Source organism: Sphingomonas sp. PP-CE-3A-406 (assembly GCF_003688625.1).
Classification (GTDB): Bacteria; Pseudomonadota; Alphaproteobacteria; order Sphingomonadales; family Sphingomonadaceae; genus Sphingomonas.
Genome location: NZ_RCWY01000002.1, coordinates 142,464 through 164,282, shown reverse-complemented (window position 1 = coordinate 164,282; position 21,819 = coordinate 142,464). Strand labels below are relative to the sequence as shown.

17 protein-coding genes and 1 tRNA gene are annotated in these 21,819 nt (G+C 64.7%); 9 read left to right on the top strand and 9 right to left on the bottom strand.

What is annotated here, in order from left to right:
• Complete coding sequence (locus tag C8J44_RS07190; protein WP_404969205.1) at window positions 1–1,095, bottom strand: aldose epimerase family protein; 1,095 nt, start codon at window positions 1,093–1,095, stop codon at window positions 1–3.
• Window positions 1,096–1,289: 194 nt separating this feature from the next.
• On the opposite strand from C8J44_RS07190, the gene C8J44_RS07185 reads away from it, so the two are divergent.
• The 3 genes from C8J44_RS07185 to C8J44_RS07175 all read left to right on the top strand — a co-directional run bounded on the left by C8J44_RS07185 (window position 1,290) and on the right by C8J44_RS07175 (window position 5,304).
• Window positions 1,290–2,627, top strand: coding sequence for a sugar MFS transporter (locus C8J44_RS07185; RefSeq protein WP_404969204.1), 1,338 nt, complete (start codon window positions 1,290–1,292; stop codon window positions 2,625–2,627).
• A gap of 194 nt (window positions 2,628–2,821) precedes the next feature.
• On the top strand, window positions 2,822–3,814 hold the full coding sequence (gene araD1, locus C8J44_RS07180; protein WP_121904627.1) for an AraD1 family protein: 993 nt from the start codon (window positions 2,822–2,824) through the stop codon (window positions 3,812–3,814).
• A gap of 581 nt (window positions 3,815–4,395) precedes the next feature.
• Window positions 4,396–5,304: a class I SAM-dependent methyltransferase gene (locus C8J44_RS07175; RefSeq protein ID WP_220683099.1), complete on the top strand. Its 909-nt coding sequence runs from the start codon at window positions 4,396–4,398 to the stop codon at window positions 5,302–5,304.
• Window positions 5,305–5,846: 542 nt separating this feature from the next.
• Here C8J44_RS07175 and C8J44_RS07170 read toward each other — a convergent pair.
• The 3 genes from C8J44_RS07170 to C8J44_RS07160 all read right to left on the bottom strand — a co-directional run bounded on the left by C8J44_RS07170 (window position 5,847) and on the right by C8J44_RS07160 (window position 7,882).
• A tRNA-Ile gene (locus C8J44_RS07170) sits at window positions 5,847–5,922 on the bottom strand.
• A 135-nt stretch (window positions 5,923–6,057) separates the two neighbouring features.
• Window positions 6,058–6,324, bottom strand: a complete 267-nt coding sequence (locus C8J44_RS07165; protein WP_056050797.1) for a hypothetical protein — start codon at window positions 6,322–6,324, stop codon at window positions 6,058–6,060.
• A gap of 154 nt (window positions 6,325–6,478) precedes the next feature.
• The gene (locus C8J44_RS07160; RefSeq protein ID WP_121903991.1) at window positions 6,479–7,882 is read right to left on the bottom strand and encodes a M20/M25/M40 family metallo-hydrolase; all 1,404 of its coding nucleotides are present in this window, start codon (window positions 7,880–7,882) and stop codon (window positions 6,479–6,481) included.
• Window positions 7,883–8,003: 121 nt separating this feature from the next.
• On the opposite strand from C8J44_RS07160, the gene ettA reads away from it, so the two are divergent.
• Together ettA and C8J44_RS07150 are read left to right on the top strand one after the other, a co-directional pair.
• Window positions 8,004–9,683, top strand: a complete 1,680-nt coding sequence (gene ettA, locus C8J44_RS07155) for an energy-dependent translational throttle protein EttA (protein ID WP_121903990.1) — start codon at window positions 8,004–8,006, stop codon at window positions 9,681–9,683.
• 171 nt (window positions 9,684–9,854) lie between these two features.
• A complete protein-coding gene (locus C8J44_RS07150) occupies window positions 9,855–10,241 on the top strand; it encodes a hypothetical protein (protein WP_259466759.1) in 387 nt (128 codons plus the stop codon).
• Here the strand turns inward: C8J44_RS07150 and C8J44_RS07145 are convergent, their stop codons facing one another.
• A complete protein-coding gene (locus tag C8J44_RS07145) occupies window positions 10,242–10,955 on the bottom strand; it encodes a Uma2 family endonuclease (RefSeq protein ID WP_121903988.1) in 714 nt (237 codons plus the stop codon).
• A 115-nt stretch (window positions 10,956–11,070) separates the two neighbouring features.
• On the opposite strand from C8J44_RS07145, the gene C8J44_RS07140 reads away from it, so the two are divergent.
• Entirely contained in the window at window positions 11,071–12,270 is a 1,200-nt protein-coding gene (locus C8J44_RS07140) for a sensor histidine kinase (RefSeq protein WP_259466758.1), read from the top strand.
• Between the two features lie 182 nt (window positions 12,271–12,452).
• Here C8J44_RS07140 and C8J44_RS07135 read toward each other — a convergent pair whose 3' ends face one another.
• From C8J44_RS07135 to C8J44_RS07120, 4 genes are read right to left on the bottom strand one after another with little or no spacing between them, the layout of a single operon-like run.
• On the bottom strand, window positions 12,453–13,184 hold the full coding sequence (locus C8J44_RS07135) for an NTP transferase domain-containing protein (protein WP_121903987.1): 732 nt from the start codon (window positions 13,182–13,184) through the stop codon (window positions 12,453–12,455).
• A gap of 1 nt (window position 13,185) precedes the next feature.
• Window positions 13,186–14,277, bottom strand: a complete 1,092-nt coding sequence (locus tag C8J44_RS07130) for an inositol-3-phosphate synthase (protein ID WP_056050788.1) — start codon at window positions 14,275–14,277, stop codon at window positions 13,186–13,188.
• 15 nt (window positions 14,278–14,292) lie between these two features.
• Window positions 14,293–15,153: a CDP-alcohol phosphatidyltransferase family protein gene (locus C8J44_RS07125; RefSeq protein ID WP_121903986.1), complete on the bottom strand. Its 861-nt coding sequence runs from the start codon at window positions 15,151–15,153 to the stop codon at window positions 14,293–14,295.
• Window positions 15,154–15,207: 54 nt separating this feature from the next.
• Entirely contained in the window at window positions 15,208–17,253 is a 2,046-nt protein-coding gene (locus C8J44_RS07120) for an NAD(+) synthase (protein ID WP_121904625.1), read from the bottom strand.
• A 74-nt stretch (window positions 17,254–17,327) separates the two neighbouring features.
• On the opposite strand from C8J44_RS07120, the gene C8J44_RS07115 reads away from it, so the two are divergent.
• The 3 genes from C8J44_RS07115 (at window position 17,328) to C8J44_RS07105 (ending at window position 21,812) form a co-directional block, all read left to right on the top strand.
• Window positions 17,328–18,350: an alpha/beta hydrolase gene (locus tag C8J44_RS07115; RefSeq protein ID WP_235529846.1), complete on the top strand. Its 1,023-nt coding sequence runs from the start codon at window positions 17,328–17,330 to the stop codon at window positions 18,348–18,350.
• Window positions 18,351–18,489: 139 nt separating this feature from the next.
• On the top strand, window positions 18,490–20,310 hold the full coding sequence (locus C8J44_RS07110) for a DUF885 domain-containing protein (RefSeq protein WP_404969203.1): 1,821 nt from the start codon (window positions 18,490–18,492) through the stop codon (window positions 20,308–20,310).
• The gene (locus tag C8J44_RS07105) at window positions 20,307–21,812 is read left to right on the top strand and encodes a S10 family peptidase (protein WP_259466757.1); all 1,506 of its coding nucleotides are present in this window, start codon (window positions 20,307–20,309) and stop codon (window positions 21,810–21,812) included. The genes C8J44_RS07110 and C8J44_RS07105 overlap by 4 nt, the downstream gene beginning before the upstream one ends.
• The last annotated feature ends 7 nt before the right edge of the window (window positions 21,813–21,819 follow it).

Genomic DNA, 21,819 nt, shown 5'->3' with positions numbered 1-21,819 from the left:
TCAGCGGGCGACGGAAAGGCGGTAGATCATCGCGTGGTGATACGGCTTGCCCGGATCGACGCGCGCGGAGACGAAGTTCGGTTTGTTCGGGGCATCAGGGAATTTCTGCGGTTCGAGCGCGATCCCATCACCCATCCGGTAGAGATGGCCGTGCTTGCCGACGAACGTCCCGTCAAGGAAATTGCCGGTGTAGAACTGCACGCCGGGCTCGGTGGTGAGCACTTCGAGAACGCGACCCGACGCCGGATCCTCGAGCCGCGCGGCCAGTTCCGGCTTGGCGGTCAGGCCCTTGTCGAGCGCGAAATTGTGATCGTAGCCATGCCCGTAGCGGATCTGCTGGTCGCGGCCGTCGCGGATACCGTCGCCGACGATGCGGCCGGCGCGGAAGTCGAACACCGTGCCGTCGACGGGTTGCAGGACGCCGGTCGGGATCAGCTTGTCGTCGACCGGGGTGATTGCCTTGGCGGGGATCGTCAGGCGGTGGCCGTAAGTGCCGATCCGCGAGCCTTCGCCGCCGAGATCGAAGATCCCGTGGTTGGTCATGTTGACGATCGTCGGCTTGTCGGTCTTCGCGTCATAGGCGATGCCGAGGTTGCCGGCTTCGTCGAGCGTGTAGGTGACGGTGACGTCGAGGTTGCCCGGATAGCCGGAGTCGCCATCCGGGCTGCGATAGCCGAGCACCAGGGTCGCGGTCGGGCCGCTCTTCAGCGAGAGTACTTTCCATGCGACCTTGTCGAACCCCTTGCCGCCCCCGTGCAGCGAGTTGACCTTGTCGTTGAGCGGCAATTGATAGGCTTTGCCGTCGAGCGTGAAGCGGCCGCCGGCGATGCGGTTGGCGAAACGGCCGACGGTCACGCCGAAGAAATTGGGATGGTCGACATAGGAGGCGAGGTCGTCATAGCCGAGCATCACGTCGGCGATCTTACCGTTGCGGTCCGGGCCCATCAGCGATTGAAGCGTCGCGCCGTAGGACAGGACGCGCGCCGAGACGCCGTGCGCGTTGCTGAGCGTGATCGCCTCTATCGCGGTGCCGTCCTGCAGCGTGCCCGCGGGCGAACGCTTCGCCTCCGCGGCGAACGCGGCCTGTGTCGGCATAATCGCCAGTAACGTCGCCACGATGATCCCCGTCGTCCCCAATGCGCGCATTTCGGTTCCCATCCTTAATCGTCCGACGCCGTTGACGCGCCTTGTCGGGGTATATAGTCCGACAATATATTTCTGAGCAAGCCATGCGGTAAAAGACTGTCGATCGGTCGCCGACATGGCACGGAGGATGGACGACTATGGCGATGCCGATACAGCCGACACACGCACGACCCGCCGGGCAAGCCGCGGGACAGACCGGGGGAGCGGGGACGCCGGGCGCGGGGCCGAGTTATCGCTCGGCGCTGACGTTGCTCGCCAGCCTGTTCTTCATGTGGGGCTTCATCACGGTCATCAACAACACGCTGCTGCCGCACCTGCGCAGCGTATTCGACCTGAGCTATACGCAGACCACGCTGATCGAGAGCGTCTGGTTCATCGCCTATTTCTTCGCGTCGATCCCGTCGGCCAAGCTGATCGAGCGGATCGGCTATCAAAAGTCGATGGTGTTCGGCCTCGCGTTAATGGCGGGCGGTGCGCTACTGATGGTGCCGGCCGCGCGGATCCCGTCCTACGGCGTTACCCTCGTTGCTTTGTTCATCATTGCCAGCGGGATCACGCTGCTGCAGGTCGCGGCGAACCCCTATGTCGCGGTCGTCGGTCCGCCCGAAACCGCCTCGTCGCGGCTGAACCTTGTGCAGGCGTTCAATTCGGCGGGTGCGACGCTGGCACCGCTGTTCGGCGGCTATCTGATCCTTGGCCGTTCGACCTCGGGCACGGCTGCTGCCGGATCGACCACGACGCTGACCGCCGCCGAGCGACTCGCGGATGCGCAGTCGGTGGTGTTGCCGTATCTGATCGTCGCCGGCGTCCTCGTCGTGCTCGCGATCGTGATCGCGCGATTCCCGTTGCCGGCGATGGGATCATCGACGCAGCGCTCCGCCAAGGAGGCGCGCAAGGGCCTGTCGCTCTGGTCGCACCGCAACCTGGTGTTCGGCATCCCGGCGATCTTCATCTACCTGATCGCCGAGATCGGCGTCGCCAACCTGTTCATCAACTTCGTCAGCCAGCCGCAGATCGGCAACCTGAGCCACGAACAGGCGTCGCATTACCTGTTCATCCTGTGGGGCGGGATGATGGTCGGTCGACTCGTCGGCAGCTATGTCATGCGCACCGTGCCCGCCGAACGCGTGCTCGCGATCGCCAGCATCGGCGCGTGCGTCGTCATGCTGATCGCCACCTTCACCACCGGCCATGTCGCGATGTGGGCGCTGATCTCGGTCGGGCTGTTCCACTCGATCATGTTCCCGACGATCTTCACGCTCGGCATCAAGGGCCTGGGGCCGCTGACCGAGGAGGGCTCGGGGCTGCTGATCATGGCGATCGCCGGTGGCGCGCTGGTGATCGTGCAGGGCTGGCTCGCTGACAATTACGGCTTGCAGTCGTCGTTCCTGCTGACCGCCGCGTGCGAACTCTACGTGCTGTTCTACGCGGTATGGGGGTCGAAGGTGACCGATCCGCTGCCCAACCAGACCGTCGCATAATCGGCCGTATGACGACGCGGGCAGATTGTAACCTTTGCCCGCTGTCATGTCGGACTATTCTGCCGGATGCACTTATACGATATATATACGCCTCGATCGCGCTTATCGCCGGTCGAGGCGCTGGTGTATCTGACGACAAAATTATGCCGTCGGGCGGTGCACTCCGTCACCGCCGGGTCCGTTAGGAGAGAATGATGACGTTACGTTTGCTGCAGCATGTCGGCGCCGCCGGTAAGCGCTCGGTGATCGCCGCGACCGCCGAGGGGGCGGCGTTCGTGAAGGGCGTCGACAGCGTCCGCGCGCTGGCCATCAAGGCGATCGCGGACGGCAGCGACCTCGCCGCGGCCGTGGCATCGTGCGGTACCGGCGCTAGCGTCGACATCTTGGCCGAACTGGCGGCCGGGCGGATCGTGTCGCCGATCGACCATGTCGACCCGGCGCATCTGATCATGACCGGCACCGGCCTGACGCATCTCGGCTCGGCCGAGGGGCGCGACAAGATGCACCGCGCCGCCGCCGACGCGGCGAAGCAGACCGATTCGATGCGGATGTTCCTCGAAGGCGTCGAGGGCGGCAAGCCCGCGCCCGGCCAGCGCGGCCAGCAGCCCGAATGGTTCTACAAGGGCGACGGCTCGGGGCTGGTCGCGCCGGGTGCCGCGCTGACGATGCCGGACTTCGCCGAAGATGGCGGCGAAGAGCCCGAGCTTGCCGGGATCTACCTGATCGGACCGGACGGTACGCCGTTCCGGCTTGGGCTTTGCCTTGCCAACGAGTTCAGCGACCATGTGACCGAGCGGCACAACTACCTGTGGCTGGCGCATTCGAAGCTGCGGCAGGCATCGCTCGGGCCCGAACTGCTGGTCGGCACGCCGCCCGAGCATATCGAGGGCGCGAGCCGTATCCACCGCGACGGCGCGTTGCTGTGGGAAAAGCCGTTCCTGTCGGGCGAGGCGAACATGTCGCACACGATCGCCAACCTCGAGGCGCATCATTTCAAATACGACCTGTTCCGCCGGCCCGGCGACCTCCACGTCCACTTCTTCGGGACCGCGACGCTGTCGTTCGCGGACGGCGTGACGACCCGCGAGGGCGATGTCTTCGAGATCGAGGCCGCACCGTTCACGCTGCCGCTGCGCAACACGCTGACTAAGGCCGCCCCGCGCCCGCTGGCAGTCGTCACGCTTTAAGCTAGCTCCTACCGACCGACGCTACGATGCCGGGGGTCCGCGCATCGTAGCGTCGGTTGCGCATGTGGCTTTGCATGGCCCGTAGATCCGTCTTGTCCGGCGGATCGACAGTCATCGGATAGCGAGTGCGTCGGATGGCCGTCACGCCGCGCCCGCCGCGTCCTGCATGACGCGGTCGAAACGATCGCGCGACACGGGTTGGCTATGAAACGTCATCGGTATTTGCGAATGCGGTGAGGCCGTAGAACGCGATCGCCTCGCGCTCGGCGCAGACATGCTCTCGCCCGATCGATAGCGACGGCTGGAAATTCGTATCACCGGTAATAACGGCACAGCACAACATGTATGTGCTTGTTATGGCTTGCGTTATCAGGTTTGGGCGAATATTGCGCCGACCAGTCAAAAACGAAGAACTACTTGGCATAAAAATTGGAGGCGACGGTTCGGCATGCTTCGCCGGTTCGTCCGGCAGGAGATAATCCGGCGCGTTTCACGTGCGATCGGTGATGATTTCGGCTGTCGGCGGAACGCGTCGTCTGCGGGCGCGAACCTGCCGTCAGGATCGGGTTTCGAACAGGCTCGTGACGATCGAAAGCCCGGGTTGCAGCTGGACACAAAAAGACAGGCCATCGGGCCACGGAAAAGAGGGGCTGGACGTGCAGAACATTGACAAGGCGACTGTCGAGGGATTCGGCGAGGAGTGGGCGGCGTTCGATCAGACGGCCATGTCGAACGACGAATGGCAGCACCATTTCGATGGCTATTTCTCGCTGCTCGACTTTTCGCGTCTGCCTGCGAAGGCCGAGGGATTCGATCTCGGCTGCGGCTCGGGCCGATGGGCGGCCGGAGTCGTGCCGAAGGTCGGGAAGCTGCACTGCATCGACCCCGCCGCCGCCGCGCTCGACGTCGCCCGGCGCCGCCTGAAAGACAGCACGAACGTCCAGTTCCATCTTGCGGATGCTGCAGCCATACCGCTCGCCGATGGCAGCCAGGATTTCGGGTACTCGCTGGGCGTGCTTCACCATATTCCCGATACGGCACAGGCCCTCAGGGACGCGGTCACGAAGCTGAAGCCGGGAGCGCCTTTCCTCACCTATCTATATTATGCGTTCGATCAGCGGCCGGCGTGGTTTCGCGCGACCTGGAAAGCGTCGGATACGGTCCGGCGCGGCATATCGAAGCTCCCGATCGGTCCGCGCAAAGCCATCACCTCGATCATCGCCGCCACCGTGTATTGGCCGGCCGCAAAAGTCGCGACAGTCGTCGACCGTCTGGGCGGCAACGTCGATGCGATTCCGCTGAGTTCCTATCGAAAATACAGCTTCTATACCATGCGGACCGACGCGCTCGATCGCTTCGGAACGCGATTGGAGCAGCGATTCACCAAAGCTCAGATTCAGGCGATGATGGAGGCTGCCGGCCTGGAGGATGTACGGTTCCGTGACGGCGTGCCGTACTGGGTGGCGATCGGTACCAAGAAACGCGCGTAACTCGCGCCGTCGTGAGCATCGACGATCATCCTCGCTGGCTGTGATGGTCGTACCCGCGATCATCACGCATGCCCGTCATCGCACTGTAGGGCAGCGGCAGGAGCGCTCTTGGCAGCCGCCCAGAGGATCAGGGCGCGCCGAGAGACCTCGAACTGCACGTCCCGGCTGGAGGTGCACGGCATCCGCAGGAAAATTGGTAAGCCCGCCGACTACATCATCAATCCAATTGGCCCGAGCGGGGAAGCGCTGACGAAACTGCGCCGATCAGGACGTGCGGGAATTCCGTTTGCCTGCCCCGGTCAGCCGCTTTGGTAAACGCAGATTTTTCGCCGCCGGTTCGGGTGAGTATCGCCGCATGACCGTGCCCTAACCATTACCGTACCCCTTACATGGGGGTATTGCCGCCGCCGTCGATGAGAATACCCCCAAAGGTTACCCCATCTACGGCAAGCTTGCCGGTTCCAGCATGAGACAAAGACAGTAGCCGCAAAGAGGCGAAATGAGCGCCCATGTGACAACGTGTGCAGCGTGGGATTGGGAGTTGGTGGGCCCGGCAGGAATCGAACCCGCAACCTAGCCGTTATGAGCGGCCAGCTCTAACCGTTGAGCTACAGGCCCCACCGGCGCCTGCGATAGCGCAAGCGTCCAGCCCGCAAAAGAGCGCAAAGCAACGGACACAAAGAAAAAGGGCGCTCCCGAAGGAGCGCCCTTTCCGACACCAAACTCTATCGAGCGCGAACGCCCGATAGGGTCTTAGTTCATGTTGTCGGTCTTTGCGTCGGCAGCGTCACGGACGTTGTCGGCAGCAGCGTTCATGTTGTCGGCTGCGTTCTCGAGAACGTCGGTTGCGACGCCGTTCGAGGTGTTGTCCGCCATGGCGTCCATGTTGTCAGCCTGCATTTCCATGTTGTCAGCCAGCATGTCCGCGTTGTTCTCAACGGCGGCGGCTTCTGGCGACTTGCTGCAGGCTGCGACGGACATCAGGCCGGCGGCAGCAGCGATCAGAACGATCTTCTTCATTCGAATGCTCCCAAGCATAGTTTCACTCGCGGCCGACCCGATTGCCGTCGCGAAGTCACGTCAAATAGCGGCCCCCGGCGGGGGGTCAATCCGCTAAATTCATCTCTCCGCAAGGTTTGCGGCAGAACGATGACGTTTCGGTTGCAGCGACTGGTCACTTTCCGGGCACGATCGGGCCGATTTCCTCGGACGCATTGGCCACCGTCGCGATCATCGCGGTCCATGCCGCGACGTTCTGGCGAAGCTGTTCGGGGTCGATCCGTTCCAGCGTGTCCTCGGGCGTGTGGTGGTAATCGAAGTAGCGCTGGCCCGACTGGTTGAGGTCGATCCCTGCCACCCCGGTCGCGATCGTCGGGCCGACATCGGTGCCGCCATGCGGGGCGTCGTTGCCGCGGATGATCCCGAGCGGCGCGAGCGCGACGGCCAGGCGATCCTCGATGGGCTTGGCGGCGGCGGGCAGGCTGCTCTCGAACCGCCAGACGCGATCGGCGCCGAAATCCGATTCGGCGGCGGTCGCATGGCGCTCGCCGGCATGCGCCTTGGCGTAGGCGAGCCCGCCGAAGCCGCCGCTCTCTTCGTCGCCGAACCAGACGACGCGGATCGTCCGACGTGGGCGCTGGCCGCCGTCCATGACGATCTTGGCGGCCGCCGCGGTGATCGCGATGCCCGCGCCGTCGTCGATCGCACCGGTGCCGAGATCCCAGCTGTCGAGATGGCCGCCGACCAGGACGATCCCGGCCTTGGGATCGGTACCGGGGACTTCGGCGACGACGTTGCCGGATTCGCGCATGCCGACCTGATGATCGTCGAGGATCAACCGCATCGTCACCGGCTTGCCGAGCTTGATCATCCGTTCGAGGTTCGCCGCGTCGGACACCGACAGCGCCGCCGCCGGGATCGGGGTGACGCCGGGGTCGAAATTGGTCGTGCCGGCATGCGGCCCGCGGCCCTGGTCGGTGCCGATCGAGCGGATCACGATCGCCGCCGCGCCCTTCTTGGCCGCGACATTGGGACCGACGAACCGCGCTGTGCCCTGGCTGCCGTAGCTCGACCCGTCCTGAGTCGGCTGCATCGAATTCGAGACGAAGGCGATCTTGCCCTTCAGGCTACCCTCTGGCGCCAGCGCAAGATCGTTGTAGCTCGCGAAATACGTCACCGGCAGCGTCAGCCCGGCGGGCGGCGTCGCGCCCGAATTGCCGAGCCCGACCAGCCGCAGCTTCTGCGGGTAGGGCGAGACGATCTCGGCGCTCTCCACGCCGCGCTGCCAGACCGGCAGCTGGTATGTCTCGATCCGCACGTTTTTGAACCCGAGCGCCTTCAGCTTGGCGACCGACCAGACGCGCGCGCGCGCTTCCGCCTCGGTGCCGGTCATCCGCGGGCCGACCTCGGTCGTGATCCCCTCGACGATCTTGTAGGCGGTGTCGTCGGTCAGCGCCTTGTCGCGGAGTGCCGCGACCTTCGCGTCGCCCTCGGTCGCCGGGGCGGCGGTGCGCTGCGCCACGACGGGAACGGCGGTGATGACGGCACAGGCCGCCAGAAATGGTGCGATACGCGTCATCGGCTATTCCCCTTGGTGTCGACCCACCGTTAGGTCCGAGCGCGCGCGTTGCCAACCTTCGCGCCTGCCCTTACATGCGCAGATCAATCCCGCCCTCACGAACACCCGAACGGAGACCCCCGTGGCCGGCCAATACGCCTATGTCATGAAGGACATGACGAAGACCTTCCCCGGCGCGCCCAAGCCGGTGCTGTCGAACATCAACCTGCAATTCTATCACGGCGCCAAGATCGGCATCGTCGGCCCCAACGGCGCCGGCAAGTCGACGCTGATCAAGATCATGGCCGGCATCGACAAGGACTATACCGGCGAGGCATGGCCGGGCGAGAACGTCTCGGTCGGCTATCTGGAGCAGGAGCCGCAGCTCGACGCCTCGAAGACGGTGCTGGAGAACGTCAAGGACGGCGCGCGCGGCGTTGCGGACATGGTCGACCGTTTCAACGCGATTTCGGCCGAGATGGGCGATCCCGAGGACGACACCGACTTCGACGCGCTGCTCGAAGAGATGGGCACGCTCCAGGAAAAGATCGACGCGGTCGACGGGTGGACGCTCGACAACCAGCTCGAGGTCGCGATGGAAGCGCTGCGCTGCCCGCCGGGCGACTGGCCGGTCGACAAGCTGTCGGGTGGTGAGAAGCGCCGCGTCGCGCTGACCCGCTTGCTGATCCAGAAGCCGGGAATCCTGCTGCTCGACGAGCCCACCAACCATCTCGACGCCGAAAGCGTCCAGTGGCTGGAGAACCACCTGAAGGATTATGCGGGCGCGGTGCTGATGATCACCCATGACCGCTATTTCCTCGACAACGTCGTCGGCTGGGTCCTGGAGCTCGATCGTGGCAAGTATTTCCCGTACGAGGGCAATTACTCCACCTATCTCGAGAAGAAGGCCAAGCGCCTCGAGCAGGAGGATCGCGAGGAATCCGGTCGTCAGACCGCGATCAAGAACGAGCTCGAATGGATCCGCCAGGGTGCCAAGGCACGCCAGACCAAGTCCAAGGCGCGTATCGCCAACTTCGAACGACTCGTCGCCCAGCAGGAGAATCGCAGCCCCGGCAAGGCGCAGATCGTCATCCAGGTGCCCGAGCGTCTCGGCGGCAAGGTGATCGAGCTGGAGAACGTTTCGAAAGCTTACGGCGACAAGCTGCTGTTCGAGAACCTTTCGTTCACGCTGCCCGCGGGCGGCATCGTCGGCGTCATCGGTCCCAACGGCGCCGGCAAATCGACTTTGTTCAAGCTGATCACCGGGCAGGAGTCACCGGACAGCGGCACGATCGACAAGGGATCGACCGTGCGGTTGGGCTATGTCGACCAGAGCCGCGATCATCTCGACGACAAGAAGAACGTCTGGGAGGAGATTTCCGACGGTCTCGACTCGATGAAGGTCAACGGGTTCGACCAGTCGACGCGCGCCTATGTCGGCGCGTTCAACTTCAAGGGCCAGGACCAGCAGAAGAACGTCGGCAAGCTTTCGGGCGGCGAGCGCAACCGCGTCAACATCGCCAAGATGTTGAAGCGCGGCGGCAACGTGCTGCTGCTCGACGAGCCCACCAACGATCTCGATGTCGAGACCCTGGGCGCGCTCGAGGAAGCGATCGAGAACTTCGCCGGGTGCGCGGTGGTGATCAGCCACGACCGCTTCTTCCTGGATCGTCTCGCCACGCACATCCTGGCGTTCGAGGGCAACAGCCATGTCGAATGGTTCGAAGGCAATTTCGAATCCTACGAAGAGGACAAGCGCCGCCGTCTGGGCGATGCGGCGGATCGTCCGACCGCGCTGTCCTACAAGAAGCTGACCCGCTGATCATGGCGTGCTGAGAGGCCTCGACGAGGAACTGGCGGCTCACAAATCTCGCATGTCGAGCGTGAGCGGCGGTTCCTCGTCGATCCTTCGAAGCGGCCATCGCTGTACGGTTGCCGGTCGATCCTGATCGAGGATCTCTACATTACGGATACGCGGTGCCGGCTGCGGCGGATGACCGACAGTGTCGGCGGACGTGTGGCGCTCAAGCTGTCGAAGAAATACGACGTCCCCGATCCGCTCGCGCGGCCGCTGGTGACGACGTATCTGACGCCGGAGGAATACGCGCTGTTCGCGGCGTTGCCGGGACACTGGCTCCGCAGGCGCCGGCACGCCGTGCCGAGCGCGTCGGGCGAGGTCGGAATCGATTTGTTCGAAGGGGCGCTCGAAGGGCTCGAGCTAGCGGAAATCGAGCAGCCCAACGCCGCGTCGCTGGCGGCCGTGCAGCAACCCGAATGGGCTTATTCCGAGGTTACGTATTATGCGGACTTTCAGGGCGGCACGTTGGCGTTGCTCGATCGATCGCACGCCGAAACCTTCGTCAGGGAAGCGATGCGATAATCAAAGCGCGGCCGTGTGTATCGTCAGGCCTGGAATTGTCGTCGACTCCATCCCCGCGTCGAACGGAACATCGCGCGACTGGGTAAAGCGATCACCGACAGGAATCCACATCTGGTGGACCAGCTTTGCCCCGACATCGGCCACCCAATATTCCGGAATGCCGGCCTGCGCATAAATGCGTGCTTTCTCGCGGAGGTCGAACGCCAGCGTGTTCGCCGATACCTCGCAGATCAGAGCGATCGACGCGCCCGGTATTGGGCCCTCTCCACGCGGTTCGCGAGTCAGCATGATATCCGGCTGCGGCTCGTCGAACGAAGACAGCGCCGCGGATTGCTCGGTCGCCACGTGGAGCGATGATCCCAGCGCTTCCAAGGCTCGCCGCAATCGATAAGCGATCTCGTCCTTCACGAAGCCGTGCGGACGATATTGCGGACTCATCGCGTATATCGCGCCATCGAGCAGCTCCGTTTTGCCATGACCTTGCAAAGATCGCGCGTCTGCGAGCAGCCGATATGCGTCACCGTCCAGCCTGACCGGTTCCGAACCATCATACTCCGGCTCATTGTCATCCTGGAGTCGGACGCCCGACAATTCACCGTCGAGAAGCTCGACTTTGCCATAGCCGGTAAAACTGCCCGCCCGCTTCAGCAGGACGAAATCGTCGACCGTCAGCGGAACGGGGTTGCGATGCAGGATGGGCGCGTGGACGTTCACGCGCCCGTTGTATCACGGCGGATCGTCGCACCCAACGGCCGTCATGCAAGCGCCATGTTGATCCTTTCGGCAAGGTCGGTAGGAGAGGCGCTTGATATCGACGAACGGAGTATGCGTGGCAGTCATCGAAACTTCCCCGGGCGGTGACGCGCCTGCCGGTGCGGGCGAGCTTGAGTATCGCCTGCGTCAGCAATCGATCCTGGCCGATTTCGGGATCGAGGCTTTGCGGGCGCGGGATCTGCAGCCGATGTTGCAGCGCGCGACCGAATTGTGCGGCGAGGGGATGCGCTCGAAATACTGCAAGTTCCTCGAATATCGCCCCGAGCAGGATACGCTGCTGGTGCGCGCCGGCATCGGCTGGGAGCCGGGCGTGGTCGGGTCGACCGAGATGCGGACCGATCTCGGCTCGCCGGCGGGGTTCGCACTGGAGACCGGCCTGCCGGTGATCTCGAACCACCTCGAGAACGAGCAGCGGTTCCGGACGCCCGAGTTCATGGCGCGGCATAATATCCGGCGCGCGATCAACGTGCTGGTGGAGACGTCGGGCAAGCGCTTTGGCGTGCTCGAAGTCGACAGCCCCGACGAGGGCCAGTTCGAGCCAGCCGATTTCGCCTTCATGCAGGGGTTTGCGAACCTCATCGGCGTGGCGATCGAGCGGCAGCAGGCGGAGCAGCGGCTGAGCGAGGCGATGGAGCATCAGGAGTTGCTCACGCGGGAGGCCAGCCACCGCGTCAAGAACAGCCTCGCGCTCGTGTCGGCGATGCTCAATCTCCAGATGCAGGAGGACGACGATCCGCGGATCCGGCGGCTGCTCGGCGATGCGCAGGCGCGGATCACGGCGATCGCGCAGACGCACGACCAGTTGTGGCGCGGCGATCAGGTCGGGATCGTCGCGCTTAACGACCTGGTTTGCGGGATCGCGACCGGTCTGGGGGAGCAGTCGCCCAACCACCGGATCGAGTGCGATATCGAGGCGATCCTGATCAGTGCGGACGTGGCGATCCCGATGGGGTTGCTGGTCACGGAGTTGGTCACCAACGCGATCAAATATGCCTATGGCGACGACGGCGGCGTGATCCTGGTCACGGTGCGGAGTGCTGACGGGCGGATCGTGCTGACCGTGTCGGACGAGGGCGATGGGTTGCCGGCGGACTTCGACCTGAAGACGGCGTCGCGCAAAAGTCTCGGGATGCGGATGATCGGGAGTCTTGCGCGGCAGTTGCGTGGGGCGGTGACCATCGAGAACGCGCAGGTCGGGACGTGCGCGACGCTCGACGTGCCCGATCCGAGGCTCGAGGAAGTTTCGGCGTCCTGACGATACTCCGTCATCCTGACGAAAGTCAGGACCCAGAGCCCAAAGGACACCACTCGTAACTCTGGATCCTGACTTTCGTCAGGATGACGGGGTTTTATCGTTCTCCTGCGAACGCAGGAGTCCAGGGTCAGAGGCGTTTCGTTTGGTATCCTGGGCTCCTGCGTGCGCAGGAGAACGCTGGCTTACGCCGCTACGGCGTCTGCCTTCGTTGCCATCCACGCTTCGGCCTTCGCCAGCGCGGGGGCGTCGTCGACGTCGATCCAGTCGATGTCGCTGCAATCGACGATCCGGGCGAGGCCGTCTGCGGCTAGCAGGCGGACGCCTTCGGTAAGGGAAGGGCTGGTGAGCGTTGCCAGCGCATCCGATAGCGCAGGGCCGATCGCGAAGACGCCGGTGTCGTAGCAGTCGTGCGGTTCGAGGCCCTTGCCGATCGCGACGATGCGGTCGTCTTCGGTCGCGACGCAGGTCACGTCCTCGGGGTCGACCCAGTCGTGGCCGAGGCGCCGGTCGATGCCGAGGCGAAGGCCACCACCCGCGCCAGCCTTCGCCATGCGTGCGTAGAGTTCGGGGCTGACGAGGTGGTCGCACATTGCGAGGACTGCTTCGTCCCCGGCCAGAGCATCGCGCGCCGCCAGTACCGAGACGCCATTGGGTTCGCGGTGATCCGCAAGAACCGTCTCTACCGCCAACGGCCAGCGCCGGCTCGCAACATACGCTTCGATCGCCTCGCGCCCATAGCTGACCGTCACGATCGCTCGATTGAAGCCGGCTTCCGCCAGTCCTTCGAGCGCGTGGGCGATCAACGGCCGCCCCGCCACCGCGCAGAGTGGCTTATACGGGGCGGAGGTGCGGAGGCGGCTGCCTTCCCCGGCGGCGAGGATGATCGCCGTTTGAATCCGGGGCGTATCGATCATGTCAGGCGGCCTTGATGAACCGCTCGACTTCGATCTGCGCGAGATCGTCGGTCATCTGCGTGCGCGGGTGCTTGCAGAAATACGCCGAGGCAGGGTCGATCACGCCGGCGATGCCGCGATCCTTGGCGATCTTGGCGCAGCGGATCATGTCGATCGCGACACCCGCCGAGTTGGGGCTGTCCTCGACCGAGAGACGCAGCTCGATGTTCATCGGCACGCCGCCGAACAGCTGGCCTTCCATACGCAGGAAGCAGACCTTGTTGTCGTTCTGCCAGGGCACGTAATCCGACGGACCGATATGGACGTTGTCGTCGTCCATGCGCTCGGCCGCAACCGACTGCACCGCTTCGGTCTTCGAGATCTTCTTCGATTCGAGCCGGCGATGGTTCGACATGTTGAGGAAGTCGGTGTTGCCGCCGGTGTTGAGCTGGTAGGTGCGATCCAGCTTCACGCCGCGCTTGGCGAACAGGTCGGTCAGCACGCGGTGGACGATCGTCGCGCCGAGCTGTGCCTTGATGTCGTCGCCGATGATCGCGACGCCGGCGTCCTCGAACTTCTTCGCCCAGACCGGGTTCGACGCGATGAAGACGGGGATGTTGTTGACGAACGCAACGCCAGCCTCGATCGCGCACTCGGCGTAGAATTCGGTCGCTTCCTGCGAACCGACGGGCAGGTAGTTCATGAGAACGTCGGCGCCCGATGCCTTCAGCTCGGCGATGACCTCTTCACGCGTCGGCTCGGCGGCGTCCGAAACCAGGAACGTGCGGTCGTCCTTGAAGTCGGCCATGTGGTCGGCGACGCCGTCCAGCTTCTTGCCCATCTTCACGATCGTGCCGGTGTTGCCGACGTTCGGTGCGAACACCGCGGTGCAGTTGGGCTTGGCGAAGATCGCCTCGGCGACGTCCTTGCCGACCTTGCGACGATCGACGTCCCAGGCCGCGACGACCTTGATGTCGCTCGGCTTGTAGCCGCCCATGTCGAAATGCATCAGGCCAACCTGGTCGTTTGCCCCCTCGCGATAATGCTCGAGGCCCTGGACGAGCGAGCTCGCGCAGTTGCCGATGCCGACCACGGCGATCCGAATGCTATTCATTACTGACCCTGTTCCTTACGAAAGATGCATGCGCGACGCGGTCTTTGGTCGCGTTGCGGAAGTATTACGAACGAAAGCCCGTTCGACACGACGGTGCCAGACGAGCCCGACGATGGCCACGAGCGTCAAAGGGACGATCTCGAACCACCAGAAGATGCGTGGGTTGCCCGCGAAGCAGGCGACGAAGATCGCCCATACCCGGACATTCGCGGTAAGCAAGGCCATGAAGCGCAACGGCGCGACGGCACGGGCACCGTAGAGCGTGCCAAGCGCGACCGGATCGCTCGACTGGCCGAGCGTGCGTTCGAACGGCATGGCGATCCGATCGATGCTGCCGGCGACCCCGTCATAGAAGCGGACGAGCGCGTTGCCGGTCGGCACGGGGGGGGCTTCGAGCGCCACGCCCTTGATGCGACGATGGAAGCGCGAACGCTCGCCTTCGTACATGTTCGACTGCACAGCATGCGCACCACCCGCGGCAAATGCGAGGATCCAGCCCTCGGGCGTGTCGATCGTGATCGCCAGCGCGGTGTAGATCAGTGCGAAGACGCCGTGATCGCACAATCCGTCGAGCATCCGCCCGAGCGGGCTCGCGGTCTTGGTTGCGCGCGCGACCATGCCGTCGAGTCCGTCGGCGATCAGCCAACCGATCGACAGCACCAAACCGACCAGGGCGAGCGCCCAGCTATGCCATTGCGCATAGGCAATAGCCGCGGCACCTCCGAGGCAAAGCCCCGCCACCGACACCGCATTCGCCGAAATACCACGCGCAAGCGCGACCGGCAGCAGCGCACGGCCCGCCGGATGAATCAGCCAAAGGTTAGATGGGATCTCGATCCGGCGATCGCGCGATCCATCCGGTGGAGCCACTGTCATAGGATTTTCATAATGCGCCGCGCGGGCGATTTATGCAAGGTAGTGCAACGAACCTTACGGAACGCTTGAGCGCAATTCTTCGATCCAAGTGGTTGCGATCCCGTCCGAGGGCGCGCGCCAATCGCCGCGCGGCGACAATGCGCCTCCCGCCGAGACCTTCGGCCCGTTCGGCATCGCCGATCGTTTGAACTGGCTGGTCGTGAAGAACCGGACCAGGAATTTCTCCAGCCACGCCTTTATAGTCGGCAGGTCGTAGGCGACGCGCGCATCTGCCGGCAGGTCTTCAGGCCAGGCGCCGACGCTCGCATCGCGCCACGCGTGCCAGGCGAGAAACGCGATCTTCGATGGCGCGAGCCCGTAGCGGATCACGTAATGCGCGAAGAAATCGTTCAGCGCGTACGGCCCGATCATCGACTCGGTGCTCTGCAGTGCGCCGTCCGCCCCCGCCGGCACGAGTTCGGGCGAAATCTCCTGCGCGAGGATCGTCGACAGGATCGCGTCGGTCGCCGCGTCATACTGGTCGGTGCGGATACACCAGCGGATCAGGAACTGGATCAGCGTCTTGGGCACGCCTGCGTTGACCGCGTAATGGCTCATCTGGTCGCCGACGCCGTAGGTGCACCAGCCGAGCGCCATCTCGCTGAGATCGCCGGTGCCCAGCACGATCCCGCGGCGCTGATTGGCGAGGCGAAAGAGGTAATCGGTGCGCAGACCCGCCTGCACGTTCTCGAAGGTGATGTCGTAGACGGGTTCGCCTTCGCTGAAGGGGTGGCCGATGTCCTCCAGCATGCGGCGAGCGGCTGGCCGGATGTCGATCTCTTCCGCGGTGATGCCGAGCGCGCGCATCAGCGCCCAGGCGTTCGCTTTGGTGCCTTCGCCGGTCGCGAATCCGGGCATTGTGAAGCCGAGGATCGCGCTACGGGGGCGGCCGAGGCGGTCCATTGCTTTCGCCGCGACGATCAGCGCGTGAGTCGAGTCGAGGCCGCCAGATACGCCGATCACGATCGTGTCGGCATGCGCGGCGACGAGGCGCTTCGACAGTGCCTCCACCTGGATGTTGAACGCCTCGTAGCAATCGTCGTCACGCCGCGCTGGATCGTTCGGCACGAACGGAAAGCGACGTATGGCGCGTTCGAGGCAACTGTCCTCAAGTACCGGCGCGTGATCGAACCCGATCCTTCGGAAGCGTGTCTCGGGATTGCCGGCGAACACGGCGGCATCGTTGAACGTGCCGGTCCGCAGGCGCTCCTGCGTGATCCGTTCGCAGTCGACGTCGGCAACGACCAGCTCGGGTTCGGTCGAGAACCGCGCCGACTCCGCGATCTGTTCGCCGAGTTCGTGGATCAGCCCTTGGCCGTCCCATGCGACTTCGGTGGTGCTCTCGCCCGGTCCCGCGGCGGAATAGACATAGGCGCAGACCGCGCGCGCCGATTGCGCCGCCGCCAGCATCGCCCGATCGCGCGCCTTGCCGATCACAATGTTGGACGCGGACAGGTTGCAGCAGATCAGTGCGCCCGCGAGCGCGCCCGCGGTCGATGGCGGGGTCGGGGCCCAGTAATCCTCGCAGATCTCGGCATGGAAGACGAAACCGGGCAGGTCGCGCGCCGCGAAGATCAGGTCGGTCCCGAACGGTACGTCTTCGCCATTGAGGTCGATCGTCAGTCCGGTCATCCCGGTGCCGCTTGCGAACCAGCGCTTCTCGTAGAACTCGCGGTAGTTGGGCAGGAACGTCTTCGGGACCACGCCGAGCACACGGCCCCGCGCGATCGCCAGCGCGCAATTGTACAACCGCCCGTTCCGAACCAGCGCCGCGCCGACGAGCAGAACCGGCCGCACCTCGGTGCTGGCCGCCACCACGGTCGCGATCGCTGCCAGCGTCGCGCGCTGCTGCGCGGTCTGGAGATGCAGGTCGTCGATCGCATAGGAGGTGAGGTTCAGTTCGGGGAACACCACGAGGTCGACGCCCCGCGCGTCGGCCTCCTTCGCCAACGCGATCGTCGCGTCTGCGTTGGCGGCGGTATCCCCCACCGACGCGCGCGGCGTGGCGGCGGCAACCCGGATCAGGCCGTGGCGATGGATCGCGAAGAACGGATGCGTCATACCCGTACCGATAAACGCCAAGCCCGCGTCACGCCACCGGCTTGCGTCGTCGGCGCGCAAAAGGAGTTGCAGGGTTGAACAATATCTTGGCTTTGGTCTCCGCATCGGTCTCGGCATCGCTGCTGACGATCGGCGCGGTCGCGATTGCGCCAGCCCAGACTAAACCGAGCGCCGATCCGCCAACCGAGATCGCGAAGGTTGCGACGGTTGGGGTGTGGCAACCGGGACCGGGCGGTACGCAGGTGCCGCTGTGGCCGAAGGATCTTGCGATCCTGAAGCCCGACAGCGGCGATCGCCCTGAGGAAACCGGCAACGGCTCGCCGCTCGTCGGGGGGCGGGCGTGGCATTGGGCAAGCTACGTCTCGCGACCGACGATGTCGGTCTACCGGCCGAAACGGAAGACTGGCGGAGCGACGATCCTTGTCCTGCCGGGCGGCGGGTTCTCGGCGGTGGCGATCGATCTCGAAGGCACCGAAATCTGCGATTGGGTCGTCCGGCAGGGCATGACCTGCGTGATCCTGAAATACCGCGCACCCCAGGAATGGACCGTCGACAAGAAGACGGGCTTCGGTCGACGGCCAGAAATCCTGTTGGCCTTGCAGGATGCCCAGCGCGCCGTCGGTCTGCTGCGGCATGGGGCGGCCGGCTATGGCATCGATCCGCACAAGATCGGCGTCATGGGGTTTTCTGCTGGCGCGTATGTGGCGGCGTCGCTGAGCAATGCCGAGCGACGGACTTATCTGACGGTCGATGCAGCCGACCGCGAGCCGTCGCGCCCTGACTTCGCCGTGCTGGCCTATACCGGGCGCCTTTGGGATCGCAGCAACGCCAAGACCGATCTGGGGTTGGCGCCATGGGTGACGATCAGTGCTAAGGCGCCGCCGACGCTGCTGATCCACGCGATGAACGATCCGACCGACAATGTCCGGCATGCGATGGCGTATGCGCTCGCGTTGAACGAGGCCGGCGTACCGGTCGATCTGCGCCTCTATGCGAAGGGACGCCACGCCTTCGGCATGCGGCCGACGACGGCCCCGGTCACCCGCGAATGGCCGGGGCAGGTACGGCAATGGTTGCAGGATCTCGGCATGCTGTGACGTGCGGGATACGGGAGATTCCGATCCCGAAGGCCCCGGCTGTTCGCAGGCGCTTGCGGCGACACCCGTCGCATCCTACCCCCGTGCCGTCGTATTCGAAGGAACGCCTTTGTCCGTTAAACTGGTGATTGCCGCCTTGTTGTCCACCACGCTGACCGTCGCCGCCGCGACGTCGACGTCGACGGCCACGGCCACGGCGCAGGCGCTGCCGCCGCCGACCGCGCAACTCGGCGAGAGCGCGGACGATGCGCGGCTCAAGCGGCTGTTCTACGACAGCGACGAAGCGAGCCTGAAGCGCAACCCGGTCGATGCGATCTTCCGCGGCGATCTGCGCTATGCGGACCGGCTCGGCGAGTATCTGACCGATGCGTATCTCGCCGGCGAACGTGAGGCGATTGAGCATGATCTCGCCGCGTTGAAGGCGATCGACCGGACCAAGCTGACGCCGACCGACCAGATCGCCTATGATGTGTTCAAGACGCGCAACGAGACCGATCTCGCCGGCTACGCGCCTGCGATTTTGAAGGTCCAGCGCGACCTGCCGATCGACCATTTCGGCGGCTTCCAGACCTTCTATCCGGACTTCGCGTCGGGCAAGGGCGCGGCGCCATTCAAGACGCTCGCGGACTATGAGAACAACCTGAAGCGCAACGCGCAATATGCCGCGGTGCTGGATCGCGCGATCAAGCTGTTCCGCCAGGGCATGAAGGACAGGATCGTCCAGCCCAAGCTGGTCGTGACCAACATGATCCAGGAGTTCGACAACCTTATTGCGGAAGGCGTCGAGGGCTCGACCTTCTACGGCCCGGTAAAGACATTCCCCGCGACGATCTCTGCCGCCGACCAGACCCGTTTGAGGGCGGCCTATGCGAAGCAGATCCGCGACGTCATCACGCCCGCGCACCAGCGGATGCGCGACTTCCTCGCCAAGACCTATCTGCCGGTCGCGCGCGATACGGTCGGGCTGTCCGCACTGCCCGGCGGCGACGCCTATTACGCCTATTTGATCCAGCAGCGCACGACGTTGCCGATGACCGCCGAGCAGGTCCACCAGCTCGGCCTGTCCGAGGTCGCGCGGATCCTGAAGGGCATGGAGGCGCAGAAGCAGGCAGTCGGCTTCAAGGGCGATCTGCCCGCGTTCTTCACCTTTCTGCGTACCGACAAGCAGTTCCAGCCGAGTTCGGTCGCGCAGCTTCGCGACGGCTATCAGGCGATCGAGAAGCGTATCTATCAGCGGATTCCCGAGCAATTCTCGCTGACGCCGAAGACCGCGCTCGAAATCCGACCGGTTCCGGCATTCAAGGAGAAGACCGCGGCGGGCGGCTCGTATGAAGGCGGTACGCCGGACGGATCGCGACCGGGCGTGTTCTACTACAACAGCTACGACCTTCCCTCGCGCTACATGTGGGAGATGGAGACGTTGTTCCTCCACGAGGGCGTGCCGGGCCATCATTTCCAGATTAGCCTCGCGCAGGAGAACACCGCGCTCCCCGCCTTCATGCGGTTCGGCGGCAACACCGCGTATGTCGAGGGCTGGGCGCTCTATGCCGAGAGCCTGTGGAAGGAGCTCGGCATGGAGACCGATCCGTATCAGCGAATGGGCGGGCTGAACGACGAGATGCTGCGCGCGATGCGGCTGGTGGTCGACAGCGGCATCCATGCCAAGGGTTGGACGCGTGACCAGGCGATCGCGTACATGCTCGCCAACTCACCGATGGCGCGGACCGATGCGACTGCCGAGGTCGAGCGCTACATCGCTATTCCGGGCCAGGCGCTAGCCTACAAGATCGGCCAGCTGACGATCGCGCGGACCAAGGCGAAGGCGCAGGCTGCGCTCGGCGTGAAGTTCGATCCGCGCGATTTCCACGCGCAGGTGCTCGATACCGGATCGCTGCCGATGCCGGTGCTCGAACGCAAGATCGACGCCTGGATCGCTGCTGGCGGCGGGGCGGCGAAGTGATCGCGCGCCTCGCCATCGCGCTGGCCGCAACCAGCCTGCTCGCCGCGCCGATTGCGGCGCAGGACAAGAAGGAGACCTCGACCGTCGAGAAGAAGGTCGACGACGAGGTGAAGTTCCCGCCGCTCCCCGCCGACAAGACGGTGCGCCAGTCGGCGTCTATCGGCGGCCGGTCGATTGCGTACGACGCCACCATCGGCACGATCTCGGTGCGCGACGACAAGGGCAAGGAGATCGGCCAGGTCGTCTACACGTCCTATGTCGCGACCGGTGGAGCCGCCAACCGCCCGGTGACGTTCGCCTTCAACGGCGGGCCGGGCGCGTCGTCGGTCTACCTCAACCTCGGCGCGGTCGGACCCAAGCGCGTCCAGTTCGGCGCGCAGGGCAATGCGCCGTCCGACGCACCGATCACGACCGACAATCCGAATAGCTGGCTCGACTTTACCGACCTCGTCTTCATCGATCCGGTCGGCACTGGCTTCAGCCGCAGCCTAGTCGACGAGGAAAAGACCAAGAAGGCGTTCTACGCCAACGATCCCGACATCAAATACCTGTCGAAGGTCGTCTACGATTGGCTCTTGAAAGCCGGGCGTCTGCGCTCGCCGAAATACGTCATGGGCGAAAGTTATGGCGGCTACCGCGCGCCGCGGATCGCCTACGAGCTCCAGTCGCAGATCGGCGTCGGGGTCAACGGGATCGTCATGGTCTCGCCGTACCTCGATCCCGCCTCGGGCGACGGCGCGACCGCGCTCTCGCCGTTGCCGTGGATGATCGACCTGCCGTCCATGGCGGCGGCGCATCTCGAGCAACAGCATCAACTGACCCCCGCAGCGATGGTCGATGTCGAGGCGTACACGCGCGGCGCCTTCGCGACCGATCTGTTGCGCGGACGCACCGATCCGCAGGCGGTCTCGCGGCTCGTCACCAATGTCAGCCGGCTGACGGGGCTCGATCCCGCGCTGGTGCAGAAGATGGGCGGCCGTGTCGATTCCGCGACGTTCCTCCGCGAGATCCACCGTGCCGACGGGACGATCGGCAGCGTCTACGATTCGAACGTCACCGCGTTCGATCCGTTTCCCTGGTCCGCGCAGCGCCAGTCGAACGATCCGATCCTGGACGCGCTGATCGCGCCGACGACCAGCGCGATGGTCGACTTCGTCACCCGCGTCGTCGGCTGGAAGACCGACGCGCGCTATCATGCGCTGTCCTACGAGGTGAATGCGGCGTGGGATCGCGGCAAGCCCGACGACACGCCCGTCACCGACCTGCGGAAAGCGATCGCGAACGATCCCAAGATGGCGGTGATGATCGTCCACGGCTGGGATGACCTGTCCTGCCCGTTCTTCGCCTCGCGGCTGATCGTCGACCAGATGCCGAGCTTCGGCGCCACCGAGCGCCTGAAGCTCAACGTCTATCCGGGCGGGCACATGTTCTACAGCCGCGAGGACAGCGGCGCCGCATTCAAGCGCGACGCGCGGGCGATCTACGCGGGCAAGGCCGAGTAAAATCGGG